The sequence below is a fragment of the Rhizomicrobium sp. genome, from assembly GCF_056722145.1.
The window spans coordinates 1-20,048 of the sequence record NZ_JBWZET010000128.1 but is presented as its reverse complement, the minus strand read 5'-3'; the positions used below and the strand labels follow the sequence as shown (position 1 = coordinate 20,048).

General features: G+C 61.0%; 14 protein-coding genes. 2 read left to right on the top strand and 12 right to left on the bottom strand.

The window, feature by feature from the left end; all coding sequences use genetic code 11:
• The 5 genes from AC1P6P_RS07355 to AC1P6P_RS07335 form a co-directional block, all read right to left on the bottom strand.
• Positions 1–626 (bottom strand): YncE family protein (locus AC1P6P_RS07355; RefSeq protein WP_481401785.1); only part of this gene is annotated, 626 nt, incomplete at its 3' end.
• A 29-nt stretch (positions 627–655) separates the two neighbouring features.
• A complete protein-coding gene (locus AC1P6P_RS07350; RefSeq protein ID WP_481401786.1) occupies positions 656–1,663 on the bottom strand; it encodes an alkaline phosphatase family protein in 1,008 nt (335 codons plus the stop codon).
• Positions 1,664–1,816: 153 nt separating this feature from the next.
• Complete coding sequence (locus AC1P6P_RS07345; RefSeq protein WP_481401784.1) at positions 1,817–4,381, bottom strand: TonB-dependent receptor; 2,565 nt, start codon at positions 4,379–4,381, stop codon at positions 1,817–1,819.
• 196 nt (positions 4,382–4,577) lie between these two features.
• Complete coding sequence (locus tag AC1P6P_RS07340) at positions 4,578–5,972, bottom strand: ATP-binding protein (protein WP_481401783.1); 1,395 nt, start codon at positions 5,970–5,972, stop codon at positions 4,578–4,580.
• Positions 5,956–6,627, bottom strand: a complete 672-nt coding sequence (locus AC1P6P_RS07335) for a response regulator transcription factor (protein ID WP_481401782.1) — start codon at positions 6,625–6,627, stop codon at positions 5,956–5,958. The genes AC1P6P_RS07340 and AC1P6P_RS07335 overlap by 17 nt, the downstream gene beginning before the upstream one ends.
• A 388-nt stretch (positions 6,628–7,015) precedes the next feature.
• On the opposite strand from AC1P6P_RS07335, the gene AC1P6P_RS07330 reads away from it, so the two are divergent.
• Both AC1P6P_RS07330 and AC1P6P_RS07325 read left to right on the top strand, forming a co-directional pair.
• Positions 7,016–9,442 (top strand): TonB-dependent receptor, encoded by a 2,427-nt coding sequence (locus AC1P6P_RS07330; RefSeq protein WP_481401781.1) that lies wholly within the window; start codon positions 7,016–7,018, stop codon positions 9,440–9,442.
• 57 nt (positions 9,443–9,499) lie between these two features.
• Positions 9,500–10,189, top strand: coding sequence for a phosphatase PAP2 family protein (locus AC1P6P_RS07325; protein WP_481401780.1), 690 nt, complete (start codon positions 9,500–9,502; stop codon positions 10,187–10,189).
• Positions 10,190–10,227: 38 nt separating this feature from the next.
• Here AC1P6P_RS07325 and AC1P6P_RS07320 read toward each other — a convergent pair whose 3' ends face one another.
• The 7 genes from AC1P6P_RS07320 to AC1P6P_RS07290 form a co-directional block, all read right to left on the bottom strand.
• Complete coding sequence (locus AC1P6P_RS07320; RefSeq protein ID WP_481401779.1) at positions 10,228–14,094, bottom strand: LamG-like jellyroll fold domain-containing protein; 3,867 nt, start codon at positions 14,092–14,094, stop codon at positions 10,228–10,230.
• 178 nt (positions 14,095–14,272) lie between these two features.
• Positions 14,273–15,919 carry a pilus assembly protein TadG-related protein gene (locus AC1P6P_RS07315; RefSeq protein WP_481401778.1) on the bottom strand — a complete coding sequence of 549 codons (1,647 nt, stop codon included), beginning with the start codon at positions 15,917–15,919 and terminating at the stop codon, positions 14,273–14,275.
• Positions 15,916–16,293, bottom strand: coding sequence for a TadE/TadG family type IV pilus assembly protein (locus tag AC1P6P_RS07310; protein WP_481401777.1), 378 nt, complete (start codon positions 16,291–16,293; stop codon positions 15,916–15,918). Before AC1P6P_RS07310 ends, AC1P6P_RS07315 begins: the two co-directional genes overlap by 4 nt.
• A 72-nt stretch (positions 16,294–16,365) precedes the next feature.
• The gene (locus tag AC1P6P_RS07305; protein ID WP_481401776.1) at positions 16,366–16,866 is read right to left on the bottom strand and encodes an A24 family peptidase; all 501 of its coding nucleotides are present in this window, start codon (positions 16,864–16,866) and stop codon (positions 16,366–16,368) included.
• Between the two features lie 9 nt (positions 16,867–16,875).
• Positions 16,876–17,802 (bottom strand): type II secretion system F family protein, encoded by a 927-nt coding sequence (locus AC1P6P_RS07300; protein ID WP_481401775.1) that lies wholly within the window; start codon positions 17,800–17,802, stop codon positions 16,876–16,878.
• Between the two features lie 4 nt (positions 17,803–17,806).
• Positions 17,807–18,772, bottom strand: a complete 966-nt coding sequence (locus AC1P6P_RS07295) for a type II secretion system F family protein (protein ID WP_481401774.1) — start codon at positions 18,770–18,772, stop codon at positions 17,807–17,809.
• Between the two features lie 9 nt (positions 18,773–18,781).
• Positions 18,782–20,048: TadA family conjugal transfer-associated ATPase (locus tag AC1P6P_RS07290; RefSeq protein WP_481401773.1), on the bottom strand; the 1,267-nt coding region annotated here is incomplete at its 5' end.

The window sequence follows — 20,048 nt, the reverse complement described above, 5'->3', positions numbered from 1 at the left end:
CCGTGCGGCTTGACGCAACCGGCAATCGGCCAATGAGCATCGGCCTTGTTGGTTTTGACATCGACGCGGACGATCTCGCCCTTTTCGGCACCATCGACGTAGAACTTGCCATTCTCGCCGGAAACGCCGAACTCGAGCCCGCCGCCGGCTTCCACCGTGCCGATGACCGTATCGGTCTTGGGATCGATAACCGTGATTTTGGCGGAATCGCCATCGATCACCAGAATGTGGCCGCTTACCGGTTCGAACACGATGCCGTCAGCATCCGGCTCGGCCTTGAGGGTCTTGATCACCTTCAACGTCACCGGATCAAATACCAATACCGCGCCGGCAGTGCCATCGTCGGTGTAGCCCTTCCCATTCGCAAACGCGATACCGTGCGAGCCGCCGGTCGTCCCGACGACATTGCCGACGACGGCGCCGGTCTTGTTGTCGACGACCGTGACGCGGTCGCCGTGGGCAACAAAGACGCGATCCTGTGGCGCATCGTAGGTGACATAATCCCACTTGTCGGGCGCCCCGAGCGCGACCTCCTTGACAAGGCGATAGGACGGATTTTGCGCCAGCGCCGGCGCCAGAACACATGTCGCAACAGCGGCGCAGGCAAGATAGCGAGAGAGACGCATGGAAGATGTCCGTGTTCGTTGTGGGTGGACTAATGGGCGGGCTTGACGGCGAACAGCGGCGCCATCGCGACGACACCTTTATCGCTATCGCCGGCGTGCGCAAGGTGCTCGGAGATGCCGAAGGCATCCTCGATGGTGCGCAGCAGCGAATAGTGATTGTACGGAGTCACGTCCTTGATGCGGCGCGGGCCGTGATTGGTGATGACCAGGGTCATGATACGGCCGCCGCCGAAATTCGCCGCGCTCTTGGGGTCGTAACCGCAGCATCCCTGCGGCCCGCTGAGCCGCTCGTCGCCGCCGTTTTCGTCAAAGGAAATCACGATGGCCGTGTTGCCCGGCGCGCGCCACACCGGCGAGGCCATGATCAGCGCCACCAGCCGACCGACTTCGGCATCGCCGCGGTGGATCAGTCCCTGGAGGTTGCCACTGCGACAGTCCTCCGGCACGTCGCCGCCATCCTTGGCGCTGCGGCCATGCATCTCGTTACACTGGTTCGGCACGACAACCGCAAAGTTCGGCATCTCACCCGCCGTCAGATCGGCTTCCAACTGCGGAAAGCCGACCAGAAGCGACATCAGCTCAGGATATGGCCGGCTGTTGACCGAATGGAAACTGACAAAGCCGCTGTGTTTGGCCGCGTAAAGCGCATTCGGCAGGTTCTGCGCGGAATAACCGGGCGACGGCCACGCCGGGACCAAGGACCCTGGACCGGGAATGTCCTCCATATAGGATTTCCAAGTCAGCCTCTTGTCGGCCAACTGATCCATCAGGTTGCGGGCGGTGATGTTGTGATCGACGTAGCCGGTCTGATCGGCCTTGGCGCAAAACCCAGATTTGGGGCCGGGCTTGCAGAAGAAGGCATCGTCGTCATGAATGCCGAAGGTATCGCCGCCCAACAGGGCGATGTAGTTGGCCTCGCTCGGGTGTACTTCGGCATAGAACTGCGTTGCAAGGCCGTAGTCCGCCGCGAGCTTGTTAAGGTTGGGTGCCCAATCGGGATGGCCCATGATCTGCTCGATGCCCTTGTTCTCTTCCATGATCACGAAGATATGGTCGTAGTGGGGAACGGGAGCTGCCGAAGCCTGAGCGCCCGCCAGGACAAGACATGAAACTGCGCCACACCGCAGAAGCCAATTACGCAATCCCATGTCTGTGTCCTTTTCCGAGTCGCAGATGATGATCTTATGAACTTACAGCTTGAGCCGCACGCCGCCTTCGTAGGTCTGGTCGTAGAATTCGCGCTGGATAACCCACTTCGACGCCCCCTGGAAAATGCGCAAGGGCGCGTTGTTGATGTTCTTGGCGTTGAAGTAAGCGGTTATGTTTTCGGTGATGTCGTAGCTTGACGTCCAATCCACCTGGAAACGTGAGTCTTCGAACTGGTCGGTCGCGCGCGAGCCGCCCACAGTGTAGAGGTTGTGGCCGGTATATTCTGCGGCCAAACGCAGATTGAAACCGTAGTTCTCATAGAAAATCGAGGCGTTGAAAGTGGTCGGCGCCGAACCGGGCAGAGCGTGGCTTACGCCAGGATATTCATCGCCGCTGCTCGTCAAGTAGGTGAAATTGCCGTCGAACCCGAACCCGTCGAACGGCTTCGGCAGGAAACTGAACTTCTGCTGATAGGCCACTTCCATACCGCGGGCGCTGCCGTCGGAGATATTCCCGAAGGTATCGAGGTGAATCTTGCCGTCTGCCGCGACCCAACCGAGCGCGACGGCGCGCGGATCAGTTGCGACGGTGAGTTCACGCTGGAAAATGTAGTTCTGGAACTCCTTGTCGAAGGCCCCGACCTCCAAGATGCCGCTGTCGTTGAGATACCATTCGACATCCAGATCGAAATTGTTGCCGGTGATCGGCTTCAGGTCGGGGTTGCCCGTCGAGATATACCAGGTAGTGATGTCCACATGCGAATTGCCGGTGACCTGGGTGAATCCCGGCCTGGCGATTCCGCTCGAATAGCTGGCGCGCGCAATCAAATCCGGAGCGAATTGATAGCGGATCTGAGCCGACGGGAAGACGTCGGTATACTTCTTTGCCATGGTCAGCTGGCCGACCTGATCGTCAACAAAGGTGTACTTGGCGACCGTCGATTCCACGCGTACGCCGGCCATAAAGCCCCAGTTGCCGTACTCGCCGGTGTACATGCCGTATCCGGCATAGACGTTTTCATCGCCCTTCCAGACGTTCTGGGTGTCGACCGCCAAGGGGGCGCTTGCCCAAGTCCCGTTCTGAGCGTTGGCGAGGATCAACTCCTCGTTAATGCCGGGCCCATTCGTATAACGATCATGATAGAAACTGGTATAGGCCGGCAGCGGCGACAGACTGGCGAGCGGTACACCACCTTTCGGAAGGGTGATCGACTGCGACAGGTTCGGCGTACCCGACTTGTCCCGCAGCCGCACCGAGAAACCGAACTTCAAGCGATCGGCGCTGCTGAGGATATTCACCGGAATAGTGGCGTTGCCGAGATAGGAGTACTCCTCGTCGGCGTCCTTCTCCGTGCCGTTTTTCAACTTCGTCAATGTAAACAGCGCGGGATTGTTGAGATCGGTGCCGTCGGTCACCTTCATCATCGGGAAGTTGGGATCCGAGGTGTTGTCGTAAGTGACGTGGACACCCTTGGGCCCAGTAACCGTACTGCCGTAGCTGTGCGCGGCATCATCCGTGGCGCGGGAATAGGCAACGCGATAGTCGATCTTGACGACGTGGAAGTCGTCTTCGCCGCCGAAGGCATAGACGTTGTTGCGCGCGATTTCCTGCGAGTTGGTTCCGGCCATCGTGATATCGGACTGGGTGCTGACTTGGTTCCCAGAAAACGTGGTCGCATAATTGCCGCCGAGCGAGTTGAAGGTCAGGCGGTTCTTGTCAATCTGCTCGTCATAGCCGAACATGTTGGCGCGGAAATAGTAGCGATGCTCGTCGTTCGGCTTGAAGTCGAACTCTCCGCCGATACCGAAACGCTTGCGGTGGGCATCGTATTTACGCAGCTGCAGGTCATCGAAGACCTTGTTTTGCGCCGTCGTCGGGCTCGAGGAATCGTTGATGTAATCTTCTTCGAGATCATCGAAGCTGCGGTGGTCTTCACGCCAGGATGCGTCGAGTACGATCGAGAACGGCGTCGGATTGGAAACAAAACCGGGATTGACCTGGCCGGCACTCTGACCGCGTTCCATCACAACGACGCCGTCCTCGATGCCAAAGCGGCCGCCGATTGCGATGTTGACGTTCAGCGGGCCGCCATGGTCATGGATCGGCTCGAGGCCGTAGCCCAGGTTCAATTCCACAAACGGCTCGGTGATATTTGCGGCTGAACGCGGGGTCAGTTCGATCGTGCCGCCAAGGCCTTCGGCATCATGGTCGGGCGTCAGCGTCTTGGTGACGATGAGGCCATCGATGGCGCCGCCAGGAACGGTATCAAGTTCCACTGCGCGGCCGCCGCCGCCCTGGTACGTGCCACCGGGATTGGTGTTGAGCAGCAGCACGCCGCCATAGGTCGTGCCATTGAGGTTGGGGTCGATGCCGCGGATCATGACGAAACGACCTTCGCCCGTGTCGCTCATCAACGTGATACCCGGCATCCGCCCCAGCGATTCAGCCGCGTTGAAGTCGGGGAACTTCAGGATCTGCTCGGCAGATTGGACATTGACGATGTTGATCGCATCTTTCTGCTGCAGCCGCGCTTGATCTTCCAGGCGCGACGCCGATACGACGACGGTTTCGTTGTCGGCGGCGGTTTCGGCGAATGCCGGTGACAACGCGACAAACGCACAGCTGCCTAACAACAGACAGCGAATATTTCTGCATATCATGACAGCACCCCACATTGGGCGGCACCCGGCCGCCGCTCGTTCATCCCGGCGCGATCAATGGCGGCCGAATGCGCTGGATCGCGGACGGTTTGGTGAACGCTTTGAGAACTTAGGTTGGCAAACGCCAATGTGCGCGACCGGATTAGGCAAACACATCGGATTTGCTGCGGAATCGTACCTCAACCTGCAATCCGGGGCAGCCGTCGTTGAGCACGAGGTCGGCTTCGTGAAGTTCCGCCACCGCGGCAACGAGAGCCAGCCCGAGGCCGCTGCCCGGCTTGGTGCGGCTTTGTTCGCGGCGGTAAAACCGGCGGAGCACCTTGTCGCGATCCTCGGCAGGTATGCCCTCGCCGTGGTCCGTGACGGTCAGAACCGGATATCCCCTTACCACCGCGCAACCGAGATCGACCGCCGATCCCGCCGGCGTATGGGTTATGACGTTGTTGAGAAGATTGGAGAGGAGCTGCAGCAGCAGCTGTTCATCGCCGCGCACGACGGCACCGGACCCGGCTATCGCGCGAAATGCCCGACCGGCGTCGTCCATGACGGGACCGTAGATATCCCGGGCTGTCGCGACCAGCTTTGCCAGATCGACATCGCGGAACTCAGACCGGCGCGCACCGGCCTCGATCTGGGCAATGCGCAAAAGCGCCGTAAAGACGCCGAGCAGCGCATCACATTCGGCGACGGCGGAGTCGACCGCGGCGGCATATTCCTCAGGCGTTCTCGCCTCACCGCGAACCCGTTCGAGCCGGTGCTGCAAATGGGTCAGGGGCGTGCGCATGTCGTGCGCGATGTCAGTCGACACCTGCCGCAAAGACTCCATCAAGTCCTGGATGCGGTCGAGCATGTCGTTGATGGCCTGTACCAGGCGGTCGAACTCGTCGCCCCGCCCTGCGGTCGCAATGCGCTCGCCAAGCCGCCCCGCCATGATGCCTCGGCACGTTTGAGCAACCGCATCGATGCGCCGCATGAAGGTCCGGCTCAGGAGCACTCCGAATCCGGAGGCCAGCACCAGACTGATCACCAACACTGCGGCGAAGGCATGCAGCACACTCCGCTCGGTGTCGTTCATCTGCTCCAAATCGCGCCCGACAAACGCATAGATGCCCGGCGCCAGCATCGCCCCCTGCCCCAAGATGGTGTGCTCCCGCCCAGCATCCTTTGAGCGGGCGCTAACCTGAAGCGTCGTGGTGAATACACCAAGGCGCGGAGCCATGGCCGGCAGATTGCCCGCAACCCGCTGCGATCCACGCTCGAGCAAAAACACATCGTCAGCGTCCGGCGCCAACAGACGGTCCTCAATGATTTCCGCAGCCTCGTGCACGGCCTTGCCCGGCTTGGCGGTGGCATAAGCCGTCCGCATCGACATCAGGTCGTCATCGACTTCCCGCAGCAAACTGGTTTTGAAGGAATGATCGAGGATCACACAGATGGCGACGATGAGCACCAGCATCGAGATGCCGAACAATCCGGCATAGAGCGCGGCATGCCGGAAACTGTCGGTCTGGAGAAGCCTTTTAGGTGCTGACGACATAGCCGTGGCCGCGCACCGTGCGGATCAGTTCGGTGGAAAATCCGCGATCGACCTTTGAACGCAGCCGCGAAATATGGGATTCGACGATGTTGGTACCCGGGTCGAAGTCGAGATTCCAGACATTCTCGAGCAGCATCGATCGGGTCACCGTCCGCCCGGCATTCTGCATCAGGTACTCGAGCAGTTTATATTCCTGCGGCTGAAGTTCGATGCGGCGGTTGTCCCGGGATACGGTTCGCTCCAACAGGTCCATTTCAAGACTGCCGGCCTTGAGGCGCGTAGGAGCCCCTTGCCGGCCGACACGCCGCACGATTGCGTTCACGCGCGCCGCCAATTCGCTCATCGCGAAAGGTTTGGTGAGATAATCGTCGGCGCCCGCATTGAGGCCGCCGACACGGTCGTCGAGCCCGCTCATCGTGGTCAACATCAGAACCGGCGTTTGGCAGGATTCTGCCCGCAGGAACCGCACCAGGGACAGGCCGTCCAGGCCCGGCAGCATGCGATCGACGATCATCAACGCGTAGTCGCGCGCGCGCGCCTGATGCAGACCGTCCTTGCCGGTCGGCGCCCAATGCACGGTCTGCCCGAGCTTCTGCAAGCCCTCCGTAACGTAGAGAGCGGTTTCGGGATCGTCTTCGACGAGCAGCACGTCCATGGCTGATGCGCGGCTTCAACGCCACAGTTAGAGTGAATTTGGTAGGAACGTCATAGAAGCCATTCTTGGCAGTTCTGTAACAGTTCTCCTTGCGCGCATCCCAAACGTGCCGATTGGCTGTGCAATCTGATTATCCGCACCGCAAAACTGCGTTTTCCATGGGCAAATATTGCAAACCACTGGTGAGTGCGATCGCTGGATCGGTTCATTCCCGGCGATCAAATGGGCGCTGGATTAATTAATCCCAACTCTCTGCCAAAAAACCTTTGAGGAGCGCCGCTAGTAACGGTTCCGCATCGGCTGGGCAACTTGTCCCGCCCGGGGGCGGCAAGAGGATTTCTTGCGAAACTGATCACAGCGGCCGAGCCGCAACTTGAGGGGTAATGGAATGCTAGCACGCAGCAATGCTGCGCGCCTTTTGGTGCGCACGACGTCGTTACTCGCGCTGACGAGCGCCTTTGCGACCACGACGTTCGCGGCCGAAACCATCGGCGGCGGCACCGGCACGGGCATCGAAACCGTGGTCGTCACCGGAACAAACTTCAACGCCGAAGCGGCACCCGCCAAAGCTTCGCTGAACACCACCGAACCGCAGACGATCCTGACGCGCACCTATATCGATAATTCGGTTGCCGATACCGCCGATTATACGACGCTTCTGGCTATCGTGCCGTCGCTGACAGGTCTCGACATCAATGGCCCCGGGCTGTCCGACGGCAACGTCAAGAATACTCTGCGTGGCATGCCCGACGGGAATTTCGGCATGACCTACGACGGCATTCCGTTCGGCGACACCAACGGCCCGACACACCATTCGGAATCTTACTTCCCGGCGGCGACCATCGGCAGCGTCAATGTCGAACGCGGCCCGGGCAACGCCTCCAATCTCGGAGCCTCCACCTGGGGCGGCTCGATCAACATGTACTCGGACTCGTTGAGCGACGATTTCGGCGCCAACGTAAAGCTCATGAGCGGCAGCTGGGATACCAGGCTGCTCAACATAAACCTGCAGAGCGGCAATATTCCCGGCCTTGGCAACACCCGCGCCCTGGTCAATTTCAATGGCGTGCAAAGCTCGGGCTATATGACCTTGCAAAACACGGTCAAGGACAATGAGCTCGTCAAGATCGAGAGCGAATTCGCGCCGGGCTGGACCGTGACGGTTTTTGCCAACCGCAATAACCTGCACCAGCACGTCAATGACAAGAACGGGTATACCGCCGCCCAGGTCAATGCCTTCGGCAAGCAGTTCGCGCTGCAGGAGAGCGATCCGAGCGCAGCGAACTACTACTGGTACAACTATTCCGACAAGATCACGGACATGGATTATGTCCGCCTGCGCGGAGCGGTGACCAGTTGGCTGAGCATCGACGACCAAGCCTACACCTACGCCTACGTCAACAAGACCTTGACGGCGTCAGACATCAAGCAGACCGCCGCCAATATTGCGGCCGGGACCTGGAACACCGCGATAACGACGACCGACATCACCAACACCAAACATGCCGGCGACGTTCCGGGCTACACCAAGCAGAACGCCTATCGCGTTTGGGGTAATGTTTTCCGCGCCGCTGCCGACTTCGACGCCGGCTTCCTCACCGGGCAGTTGCGCGCCGGTGTCTGGTGGGAAGGCCAGGCTACCGAACGCGTGCGCTACTATTTCGACTGGACACGCTGCGCGGCCGCCGGTTGCCAGCCGTTCCATGATGCCTGGAATTACGCCGACATTTCGAGCAAGAGCGCATCGAACGATCCCTCGCTCTACATGGGCCGTTACGGCATCGGTTATCTCGAACATTCCGGTTGGCAGCAGATCGAACCATTCGCCGAAGTCGAACTGCACCCGACGACCGACCTGACCATCACGCCGGGATTCAAATATGTCGATTGGGACCACACGATCTCGCCCGATTCGATCGTCTCCGGCACAACCAACGCCAATACTGTCGGCTGCATCGGCGCCTGCAAAGGCCCCGGTCTCTACAACGGCGCCAGCACGAAATTCACCACGTCGCGCCCGCTCTACTTCACGACCGTCAATTACAAGATCCTGCCGTCGTGGTCGACCTACTTCCAGTTCGCGACCGGCATCTACGTTCCCGACATCAGCACCTTCGAGCAGCAAAAGCCGAATACGTTCCCGTCGGCGATGACCACGACCAACTACCAGTTCGGGTCCGTCTATTATGGCGATGACTTCTCGGTTGACGCCGACGTCTACTACGTCGCCGCCAGGAACAACTACACCTATGGTCCATGCTCCTACGATACGACGCTGCAGTGCACCAAAAACACCGGTGATGCCACCTACAAGGGTGTCGAAGGCGAAGCCAGCTACAAGCTCGACAGCGTCCTGCCCGGCATCACCGACGGGCTGATGGCGTTCGGCAACGGATCGGTCAATTCGGCCAAATCGGGTGGCATCCAGTTGAAGAACGCGCCGTATTGGACCGCCGCAGTGGGCCTGATCTACAAGCTCGATGCCGTCAGCTTCTCGCTGGTCGATAAGACCGTCGGTTCGCAGTACATGGACGATGCGCGCCTGAAGGGAGCAGACGGCCTGCCGTTCTATCGTGTTGGTGGCTATTCGACGGTCAATTTCATCACCGCCTACGACTTCGGCAAGTTTGGGATATCAATCGCCGTCAATAATCTGTTCGACGATCGCAGTCTGGTCAGCGTCAGCGGATCGGACGGCAAGGATACGGCTACCGCCGTCTCGGTCGGCGACGTTGCACATCGCCTGACCAGCACCGACCAGTATTACTTCCAGTCTTCACGCAGCTACCAGATCACGCTGAAGGCGAAGATCTGATCACCATCATACCAACAGGGGGCGGCGCTGCCGCCCCTTTTCTTATGAGGATCGAAAATGATGAACCGCACGGCCCTTGCCGCTGCCTTCGTTGGCGCGCTGATGATGCCTTGTTCTGCCGACACGCAGGTCGCGCCGGCGCCCCATTCTCCTGAGCTAATCCTGCCGTCGCCGCCTGCTGACACCTCGGCGGCGCAAAAGCGCGAACTTGACGAGATCCGTCAGTCCCAGGCGGGCATGACCGACGCGGATTTCGCGCAAGCCGCCGCCGACGACAAGACCGAAGATGCCACGATCTTCAATGCCGTCCTGGGGATCGATCTCAAGACCTTGCCGAAAACCTGGGCGCTATTCACGCTCGTGCGCAACGAGGAAAAGGCAGCTGCCAAGCTGGCGAAAAACCATTTCCTCCGCAACCGGCCGTGGGTCATCGATAGTGCGCTCAAGACATGCACCAGGGGCGATGCGCCACAATCGTCTTATCCCAGCGGCCATTCCACCATGGGCTTCAGCATGGCCGTAATTCTTGCTTCGATGGTCCCGGAAAAAGCGCCGGCCATCCTCGACCGCGCCAAGGCGTATGCCGAAAACCGCATCGTCTGCGGCGTTCATTACCGCAGCGACATCGTTGCCGGTCAAGCGCTGGGAACGGCTGTCGCCGAACAACTCCTGGCGGATACAACCTTCAAATCCGAATTCCAGTCCGCCACGGCTGAACTGCAGAGCGCCCTCAAAACGTCGCGCTAAACTCACATCGGGTCCGGTGTCGCGCCGGGCCCGACTGCCTACGGGGCCGGCAAGCGCACCACATTATTCAGGCGGGTAATCTCCTTCTCCGGCGACACAATCTCGACGGTGGCACCGGCCCGCTGGAATTTGGCTGGCAGCATGAGGTTGACCGTGGCCGTGTGGGGCTTCAGGTCGCGCGGTGCCGGCAGCGCCGGGATTGCGGTTTCAGCCACCACCGTACCTTTGGCATCCAGGAGCCGCAGCGCGGCGGGTTTCGCGTCCTTGGCGCCAAGGCTGTGCACGGTCACCGACAGCGTGCTGCCCTTCAGCACGACATCGTCAACACCGATGCCAAGATCGGCGCGGGTGCTCGGAACATCGCCCGACTGTGTCTTTAGCGTGAACTCGTAGACCGTTGTGCGGTGCGGCGCGAAGGCGACGTCGATCGCGGACGTCTTTTCGAACGCAACCGTATGACCCTTGACGCTGGCAGACAGTGCGTCCGCTGCATCGCCCGGTCCCGACTTCACTTCCCAAATGCCGGAATCGACGTTCCAGCCGGTCATGCGCGCCTTCACCGGCTTGTTGGTGACATTGTAGGCGATGACCTTGAAATGGGTCCGCGACGGATTAGGCACCAGCAGCGCCACGCTCACTGCGCCGTCCGCATCAGGGAACGACCACGACACGGTCGCGCCGGGATAGATGTTGCCGCGGGTGAGCGGAATGCCGCCCAGGCGCACGCGCTGCAGATACTGGCTGTCGATCTCGACCCGATCGGTCCACCAATGACCTTCGGTGCGCGAGTACATGGTCTCGGCCTGCCGGCGCATTTCATCGCCGAACAGGTCTTCGAGGTATTTCTTGTTGCCGGTCATTTCCCAGGCATAGAAACGCTCGATGGCGCCTGCTTTGCCAGATTCGGCCCGCCGCACCGCTGCCGCGCCCCAGCTCTGCTGGCGGCCGAGCACGTTGACGAGATCCTCGTTGAGATTGGTGAGCGCCTTCAGGCTGTCCTTGTCCGCGACGATGCGGGCACCGCCGACGCTGACTGAATCCTGCGTGTTGGTCTGCTCCACCGACGCGATGATCGGGCGCAAATACTTGTCGTCGCCGGTCCAGCGCCAGGCCGCCCACATCAATTGCATTGGCGTCGAGCCGGCCGGGAGTTTGCCTTTCTCGGCATCGGTGCGCCAGTTGATCTCGTCCGGGAAACTCCAGTGCCCACTGGCGTCCTGCTTGCCATGCGCGAGAAGGCCGTCGGCGAGGCCGATGATGAATTTTTTTCCGGTCGGATCGCCGTTGAAATCGGTCATCAACAGACCGGGATGCAGCACGAGATAGGAATAGTATTTGCCCCACTCCCACGGCCCCTCGCGATAGGAGTCGGAACCCGAATACCAGTTGGTGTTGAAGTGCAGATGACCGGCGGGATTGACCGAGATGATCCGGTCGTAGGCAGCGACGGTGGTCATCAGGCGTTCCACCGCTTTGGGATCGCCGTAATTGAGGTACATCGACTCGCTGTTGACGTTGATGCCATCTTCGTAGGAATGCAGCTCGTCGAGCATCAGCGTCGCAAGGCCGTTGGTGAACATGCCATTGCGATAGACCGCTTCATCCAGCCTTGAGAGCGACGCGCGGAGCTTGTCGCTGTCGACGCCCATCAGCGCCAGCCCGGGCCATTGCTCGGCCAGATCGGAATCGTCGGAAATGCCGCCACCGAAGTCGCCGTAATCGGACTGGCGGTTGTCGATCCACCAATTGACGAAATGGCGCACGCCCTTGAGCGCCTCGATCTGGCGGAAGGCCCAGGTCGGCATCCCCTTCGGCGTTGCAGGCAAGGTGTAGGCAACGCCGGCGCCTTGGCTGTTGAAGGTGATGTCGGCCCAGTATTCGCCGCCAATCCGGTTGTCGGGATCGACGCGCAGCAGGTCGGTCGCATCGGCAACGACGCGCTCGTAAAGGGCTTCACGCTTGGATGCGGTGTGCTCTTCGACCAGGAACCCCCAATTGTCCTTCACCTGCGCCAAGCGGTCGGCAATGTGCTCCTTCAACGCTTCGGCGCGATTCTTGAACACAAGCTGAATCTTTGCACCGTTCAGCTGCTCGGCGCCAAAGTCCTGTCCGGCACCGGCGATAGTGAGGTAAAGGCTTTTGTTCGGCAGGATGCGATCGCGCAAATCGAGCCAGACAGTCCTCGCCTCGCCCGGCTTCACCGCAACCGTGATGTCGAACATGTTGCGCATCGGCCAGATCGGGTCTTTGACCTGGATATTGATCGGGAACAGCCCATTCATCGCCGGCTTCACCTTCAGGGCTGGAATGGTGATGGCGATGCCGTCGAGGCCGTCGTGCATGTTCTCCCAGCCATAGCCCCAGGAGCGGTAGAGCATCTGGGCAGGAGGAGACGCGCCGTATTCGTACGGGATCAGCACATGTACCAGCGGCAGCTTGGGACCGGCATCGAGCGTGCGCGGGCGCGACGGCGCCGCGTCCGGCAAGGCAACCACGGTCGCGCGCGAATCCGGTGTATAGCGGCCCTTGATGAAGGCGTTCAGCTCTTCGAGATCAGGCGAATCCGCGGCCGCGCTGGCTCGCACGATATAGGTCTGGGTTACCGTTCCCTTCGGCACCGCACCAGCATGAATGTCATAGGCGGCGATTTCCTGGATCGGGGTTTCCTGCGCGATGTTGTTGAAGCGCAAAACACCGCCGGTCCGCTCCTCGCCGAAAGTCCAGTAAGTGCGTTCCTGCCCCGCCGCGCGCGTGGCGATTTCCGCCGGAGCAGCCGTGCCCGTCGCATAGGTGAGATTGCCGAACGCGGCGCCCTGCAACTCGATGTGGTTCCACTTCTCGTTCGGCAGCGTCAGGGTCAGGGTCTTGCCGCCGTCGACATAGACGTTCCAGTCCGGCAGCGGGAAATAGTCGTTGCGTCCCGGCAGGCGCGAGCGGTTATAGACGCCTGGCCAAGTGGTTTCGGCGATGCCGTCGGTCGCCTTGTACATCCATTCCTTGATGTCCTTGGCATCGGCAAACTCCACCTTTCGGATGGTCGTAACCGGCGCCGTCAGCGCCACCGGCACATCGTTCGGACGGTTCCAGCCGTAGCGCCAATTCCACTCCGCGCGGACCTCGGGATTATCGAGTGAACCCGCCTGATACGCCGCGACCACCGGCACCTCGCCCTTCGCCAGGGTGGCGATCTCGCCGGCATCGAGTGCATGGTCGTAGATACGCAGCTCGTCGTAATCGCTGCCGCGCATCCAGTTGTAGCGGCTCATCACCTGATGCGGCGACACCGCGCGCGCCGCGGTGCCGAACTGGTCGAGGCCGGTGTCGAGAACCGCTTTCTCGGCTTTCTGCGAAACCAGCTTGCCATCGATGTAGAGTTTGACGCCCCAATTCTCGTCCCACGAGAACGCAATATGGGTCCAGGCGTCGGGCGGCGGCAGCTGGTCCAGTTTGAACGACAGCCGAATGCGCGCCAGATTGTTGTCGGTGACGAACGCGTCGTAGCCATGCCCGTTATAGTCGATACGCAGGAACACCATGTCCCACGACGTGTGATCGGCGAAACCGGCGCGAAACAGCACGAAGGGCGCCCGGCCAACCGGGGTCCGCGAGCGCCAGAAGAACGACACGGTGCCACGCTGGGCGACAATATTGCCCGGGGCCTTCCATGACAGCACGTTCTCGTCGTCGGTTGCCAGGGCGCCGCCAATGCGGCCGTTGGGCACGATTTTGATGTGGTCGGCGAAATTCGGCACCGCGTCGCCCTTGGCCATCTCCGCAGTAACGCCGTTATCCGCCGATAAGTAGAAAAGCAGCCCCGGCGACGGCTGCGGTGCGACCGGCGCGGCGGCTCCCACGATGGACGCGAGAACAGCAACTGCGAAGCCGCGGGCGGCTTTCTTCGTCATAGTTTGGGCTCCAAGCCGTAAGCGCCATGCGCGGCCGAGCGGCCGCTTCCCGGCTCGCTGCCTCGGCGCCAATGACACCGGTTTCCTTCCCGCATGTTCTAGCGCCTTAGTCCTCTTCCAACAAGTGCCAACACTCCGCCCAACGCCGGCACTGGTGGCCTTCCAATTGGGGCAGCGATCACTCCACAATCCGCAGCGCCGTGATGCGCTGGCCGATCTGAACGAAGGTCGAGATCATGGCGCCGGCGGTCGTCAGGTCGTAATAGTGATCGGCGCCAGACGCGCAGTAAGACAGCACATCCGAATTACCCTGGGTGCCGTCGAGGTCGTCGAACACCGTATAAATCTCGATGTTCTGTGCCTTGATGTTGTCGCACACCGCCCGGGTGCGGGCATCGACCGTAGTGTCGTGACTGCTGCCGCCGCCATTCCAGCGGTTCTGGGTATTGAGGCCATCGCTAAGCAAAATGATGATGCGCTTGGTTCGAGCCGGCAGCGGTGGAGCATTCATCGGCGCACCCTGTTGCAGCGCCTGCCATGCCCAAACCAGCCCGATCGTCTGGTTGGTCGCGCCCGCCGCTTGCATCGAATACACCCGCGATTTGAGGGCGTTCCAATCATAGGTCAGCGTCATTACCGGCGCGTTGGGGCATGATGGTGTGTTGTCGGCTGGGAACAGTGTCCCGCTCACGCCGGTGACGGGCGTCGTGGTGAGAATGTCGTTGTTCTGCGGCCGGTCTGTGACGCAGCCAGTCCAGGTGGTGGTGGAATTCGCCAGCCAAGTGTGACTCCACGAGGTCGGATTGCCGCTGCGATCGGTCGTAAGCGTCTGGCTGGTATAGCAGCCGTTATAGAAATGGCCGTGAGAATCCAGGCTGGGACAGATGTAGCCCTTGTAGGTGCCGGTGGTGGGAATTCGCGGTGCCGTGGCGTTATAGGAATTGGCATCGTTCACCGGCGTCGTCTGGCATTGGAACCCGTTGCTCGTTTTGGTCCACGGGCAGGTCGTGTATGTCGTGGAGTTTCCCGGCCCCCTGCTCGAAGCCGGCACCGGCGTGGCCGCGGCCTTGAAATCGGTAAACTGCAACCACGAAGCCGCGCTGTTCGCGGTTCCGACGTTCACGTCGCGCGCAAACGGGACCAGGGCCACCTGAATATCTCCGTCGTCGATCTGGGCGCCCTTGAGGAGGTCGAGCAATTGCACCGCGGCGATCTTCAAGGCGTTGATCTTGATGCTGGTCGGTCCGGGATGGTTCGGGTCGGTCGTGGTGCTGCCCGGGCAAGGATTGGAATAGGGCTCGCACATCGAGCCGGTATTATCGAGCGCCAGCCCGATCCACAGTCGAGGCCGCTCCGAGGTCGCAACCGATGCAGCCGAAACATCCCAGTGGGTGAGACCGATCAAACGCAGGAACGTCGTACTGTGCGGATTGCCGTTTTCCACCGCGCGGCGGGTGATGACGCGCGCGGCGTTTTGCGGCGATCCGCCGGGCGTGAATACACCGGATGCGGAATCCCAATTTCCCAACACCACATCCGACGCCTTCAGCACCGCGCCGTTGGACGCTGTGGGCATGTTGTATTGCGCAAAATTGATGGCGTCGGTAACGGCGTAACTCGATTTCGCCGGCACATCCATCGCAGCGGCGAGCGCGGCGGCATCGGCCGCGACCTGCAGCGCCGCCTCGGTCCGGTACACCATGGCGGCATCGATCGCCAACCCAGCCAGTGCCAGGAAGACCGGCAGCATCACCAGATTGAACACCGATCCGGAACCGCGCCGGGACAAGGCAAAGCGCTTGAGCTGGCGGCCGATGCGCTTCATGTGCAAATACCCGGCTCGGCCGGCATGGTCGCCGACACCGCCAGATCGGTGACGCCATTCTTGGCGAAGCTACCCCACAGCCGCAACAGGCCGAACACACCGGCATCCTTGATCGGCGTGGAAATGGTGACCGTGTTGTAATCAGTTCCCATGGTGATGGTGTAGGTGTAGGTCAGCTTTGAATAGAGCATCTGCTGCGCGGCATAGGTATTGGCTGCCGCCACCGTGCACAGCTTGCCGACCGACATGCGCCGGGAGGTATCGCGCGCAACGTTGAGCATGCTCGATTGGGTGATGTAGAGCTTGCACGCGTCCGCCGTTATCGCGAGCAGGACCAGGAATACCGGCAACCAGATGACGAATTCGATCGTCACCGTTCCAGCGTCGCCGGCCCACCACCGCCTTGCCCGCCTCCCATTAACGCGAGTGCCCATCGCCATCATCCCCTAGACGAACCATAACGAGGCCGGAAACCAATGCGACGCCACGATGGCGCCCAAGGCTATCCCAGCCCCAAGCGGGATGGCTTCCCGCTTTGTCAGTACGCGCGCCAGCGGGCGTTTGCCGGCAGAAAACAGCGAATGGAACTGCGGCGCCACCCGGCGCAGAACTACGATCGCAATCAACTCGACCATCGCAGCAATGCCGATCCACAGGAGCAATTCCACGATCGCCGAAAAGCCGGCGAACAGGGCAACGGCGGCGAGGAATTTGGCGTCCCCTGCTCCCATCTGCTTGGCGATGAAGAAAACGAGCCCAACCACCAGGAAGGCGGCCGCGGCGCCGATGTGATAGGGCCAGTTTCCTTCGGTACCGTGGATCACCCACACCGCCGCAAACAGCGCGACCAACGCCATCCAGGTCCAATTCGGGATGCGGTAGGTCGCAAGATCGAATCCCGCTACCGCCAACGTCAGCGCCACGAAGATCAGCCAGATTGCCGACATCGTCGTTCCTCACGGTCCGTTTGTGCCTGAGAACGACAGAATGATCTCGAGGATGGATGGGCCGATCAGGATCGCACCGGTCGGAATCACCGTGAACAACATGCTGGCGAGCGCAATCTTCAGCGGCATCAGATTGGCCTTTCCTTCTGCCCGCATGACGCGTTTGAAGCGCATGTCGGAGGCATAAACACGGATGGCGTCGGCAATCGATACGCCGAACTGGTCCGCATGCCGCACCACCGTTACGAAGGCACTGATATCGTCGACGTTGAGCCGCATCGCGAAATCACGGAACGCCGCATTGCGATCGCGCCCGGCCCACAACTCGCTCATCAGGATGTCGAGCTCTTCGGCAAGCACGTCATTGTGGCCAACGAGTTCGCGCGCGATGCGGCGGGTGGCCTGCTCGAAGCCCTGGCCTGCTTCGATGCAGACCAGCAGCATGTCGAGCATGTCTGGGAAGCCTTCCACGGCTTTCTGCCGCCTTGCCGCGATCATGCGATCAAGTACGAGCGAGGGAAGGATGAAACCGACCAGCACCGCCGCTGCCAAAATTCCCAGCACCACAGGCGGCGGCACATCGGTGAAAACCGCCGGCACGACCAAGGATGCCGCCAACGCCATGAGCAGGCCGAATACGGAGCGCCCAAGGAAAAAGACGCGAACCGCCGACGGGCGCCGGTAACCGGCCCGGGCCATCCTGAGGCGGGCTTCGGTCAATTCGTTGCTGTCCGACGGCGTCACGAATCTGGCGATACGACGCAGGAAATTGTCTTCCACCGCGATGTCGGGCGCATCGGCGTCTGCGCCGGCGGGCGAACGCTCGGAAATTCCGGTAAAGCCTGCGAACGCGAAGACGACAAAGATCACGCCCACGAACAACAGCAGCCCCGCAACGATGATGAGGCTGTCGCCAGCGAGAAACGTATTTGCCATCGCCTCACACCTTGATTTTGGTAATGGCCCGCATCACGAGCACGTTGAGGATCATTGCGACACCGATAACTCCGGCCAAAATAGGAAAATCCTCGAGCTGCATGATCTTGTCGTAGTAATCCGGCTTGACCACGATTGCGAAGAACGCCGCCACGAACGGGATGATCGACAGCATCCAGGCCGACACGCGCCCCTCCGCCGTGATCGACTTGATCTTCTGGAACATGTGGAAGCGCTCGCGGATGACCAGGGCGAGTTTTGACAACGTCTCTACCGGATTGCCGCCCGTCTCTTCCTGCAATTGCAGCACGGTGACGAGGAATTTCAGATCCGGCAGCGGTACGCGATCGGCCATCTCGCGAAACGCGGCCGACACCGTGTAGCCGTAGCTGACCTTGTAGTGGGCAAGCTGGAATTCGTCGCGGATAGGCGACGACATCTCGGTGGCGATCACGGCCATGCACGCGCTGATGGGATGGCCGACGCGCAATGAGCGCACGATCAAGTCTATGGTATCGGGAAGCTGGGCCTCGAATTTGGCGATGCGGGCACTGCGCAAGCCCCGCAGCAGCATCACAACAAAGCCGAAGCCGCCGACGACGCCAATGCCGACCCACACCAACCAGCTCGCCGAAGAAAGCAAAACGCTGAAAGCGAGGCCGATCGCGAACGACAGCGACACCGCCAACAACAGGATTTTCGCGACCGACATTGTCGTGCCGGATTGGACGACCAGGTTTTGCAGTCTCGTTGCGACGTATGACAGAATGTCGTTGTCGTCGCCGCCGCCATCATCGTCCGCCACGAGCGACGCGTCATCTCCAGTATGACCGACCTGCGACAAACGCCGGTCGACGATGTTGCCGTCCTCGCCACGCGAAATGCGACGGAAGCGGACCATGGCGTCGATCAAGAGCACGGTGCCGAGAGTCACCGCGATGCCCAGGGAAAGGATGATCCAGGTCGCCATTGCCGGTTCCTACATCAACGAGTGCAGTTCGAGCGGAATCGGCAGGCCGCATTCGACCGCAGTCTGCAAAAATCGCGGCTTGATGCCCGTCGCCTTGTGACTGCCGATGACATTTCCGTCCTTGTCGACCCCGGCACGCTCAAACCGGAAGATTTCCTGGAGCGATACCGAAGTGCCTTCCATGCCGAGAATTTCCTGCACGCTGACGACGCGCCGCTTGCCGTCGCTCATGCGCTGGATCTGCACCAACACATGAAGCGCCGAAGCGATTTGCGGTCTAAGCGAACTCAGCGGCAGATCGATACCGGTCATGCCGACCATATGTTCCAGGCGGGTCAGCGCATCGCGCGGAGAATTGGCGTGGATCGATGTCATCGAGCCGTCGTGGCCGGTATTCATCGCCTGCAGCATGTCGAGCACCTCGGCACCGCGCACTTCGCCGACAATGATGCGGTCGGGGCGCATGCGCAGCGCGTTCTTGAGCAGGTCTCGCGCGGTCACTTCACCGGTGCCTTCGATGTTGGGCTGGCGGGCTTCCAGGCGGCAGACATGGGCCTGCTGCAGTTGCAATTCGGCCGTGTCTTCAATGGTGAGGATGCGCTCCTTGTTGCTGATATAGCTCGACATCGCATTGAGGAGGGTCGTCTTGCCCGAACCGGTGCCGCCCGAGATCAGGATGTTGAGCCGGGCCCGCGCCGCGAGTTCGAGGAAGCGGGCGAGCGGCTCCGACAGGTTGCCCTGCCGTGCCATCATTTCGAGCGTGATCTGGCGACGGGAGAATTTGCGGATCGAGATGGTCGGACCGTTGAGCGCCAGCGGCGGCAAGAGGATGTTGACGCGGCTGCCGTCCGACAGACGCGCATCGGCCATCGGGCTCGCCTCGTCGACCCGGCGACCGACGCCGGCGGCGATACGCTGGGCGATGTTGTTGACGTGCTGATTGTCGCGGAAATGGATCTGCGACATCGCCTCGAGCTTGCCGAACCGCTCGACGAAGATGCTGTTCGGGCCGTTGACCATGATATCGGTGACGGCGTCGTCGTTGAGCAGGGGCTCGAGCGGGCCGAGGCCGATCATGTCGTCGATCAGCTCTTGGACCAGCATGTCCTGTTCGCGGGTGTTGAGCTGGAGACGCTGCTCGGCGCCGATTTCGGCGACCAGGCGGAGAATCTCCAGGCGGAATTCCTCGCGGGAGAGGCGCATGGCGGCGGCCGGGTTGATCCGCAGCATGATGAGCTCGCGCATGTTGGTGCGCGCGCGGTTCAGGGTTTCCGGC

Excerpts from the sequence above, each read along its gene's own strand:
- AC1P6P_RS07335 (WP_481401782.1), bottom strand. The coding sequence starts at position 6,627 with ATGGACGTGCTGCTCGTCGAAGACGATCCCGAAACCGCTCTCTACGTT.
- AC1P6P_RS07340 (WP_481401783.1), bottom strand. The coding sequence starts at position 5,972 with ATGTCGTCAGCACCTAAAAGGCTTCTCCAGACCGACAGTTTCCGGCAT.
- AC1P6P_RS07295 (WP_481401774.1), bottom strand. The coding sequence starts at position 18,772 with ATGGCGACCTGGATCATCCTTTCCCTGGGCATCGCGGTGACTCTCGGC.
- AC1P6P_RS07325 (WP_481401780.1), top strand. The coding sequence starts at position 9,500 with ATGATGAACCGCACGGCCCTTGCCGCTGCCTTCGTTGGCGCGCTGATG.
- AC1P6P_RS07300 (WP_481401775.1), bottom strand. The coding sequence starts at position 17,802 with ATGGCAAATACGTTTCTCGCTGGCGACAGCCTCATCATCGTTGCGGGG.
- AC1P6P_RS07350 (WP_481401786.1), bottom strand. The coding sequence starts at position 1,663 with ATGGAAGAGAACAAGGGCATCGAGCAGATCATGGGCCATCCCGATTGG.
- AC1P6P_RS07320 (WP_481401779.1), bottom strand. The coding sequence starts at position 14,094 with ATGACGAAGAAAGCCGCCCGCGGCTTCGCAGTTGCTGTTCTCGCGTCC.
- AC1P6P_RS07305 (WP_481401776.1), bottom strand. The coding sequence starts at position 16,866 with ATGTCGGCAATCTGGCTGATCTTCGTGGCGCTGACGTTGGCGGTAGCG.
- AC1P6P_RS07330 (WP_481401781.1), top strand. The coding sequence starts at position 7,016 with ATGCTAGCACGCAGCAATGCTGCGCGCCTTTTGGTGCGCACGACGTCG.
- AC1P6P_RS07315 (WP_481401778.1), bottom strand. The coding sequence starts at position 15,919 with ATGAAGCGCATCGGCCGCCAGCTCAAGCGCTTTGCCTTGTCCCGGCGC.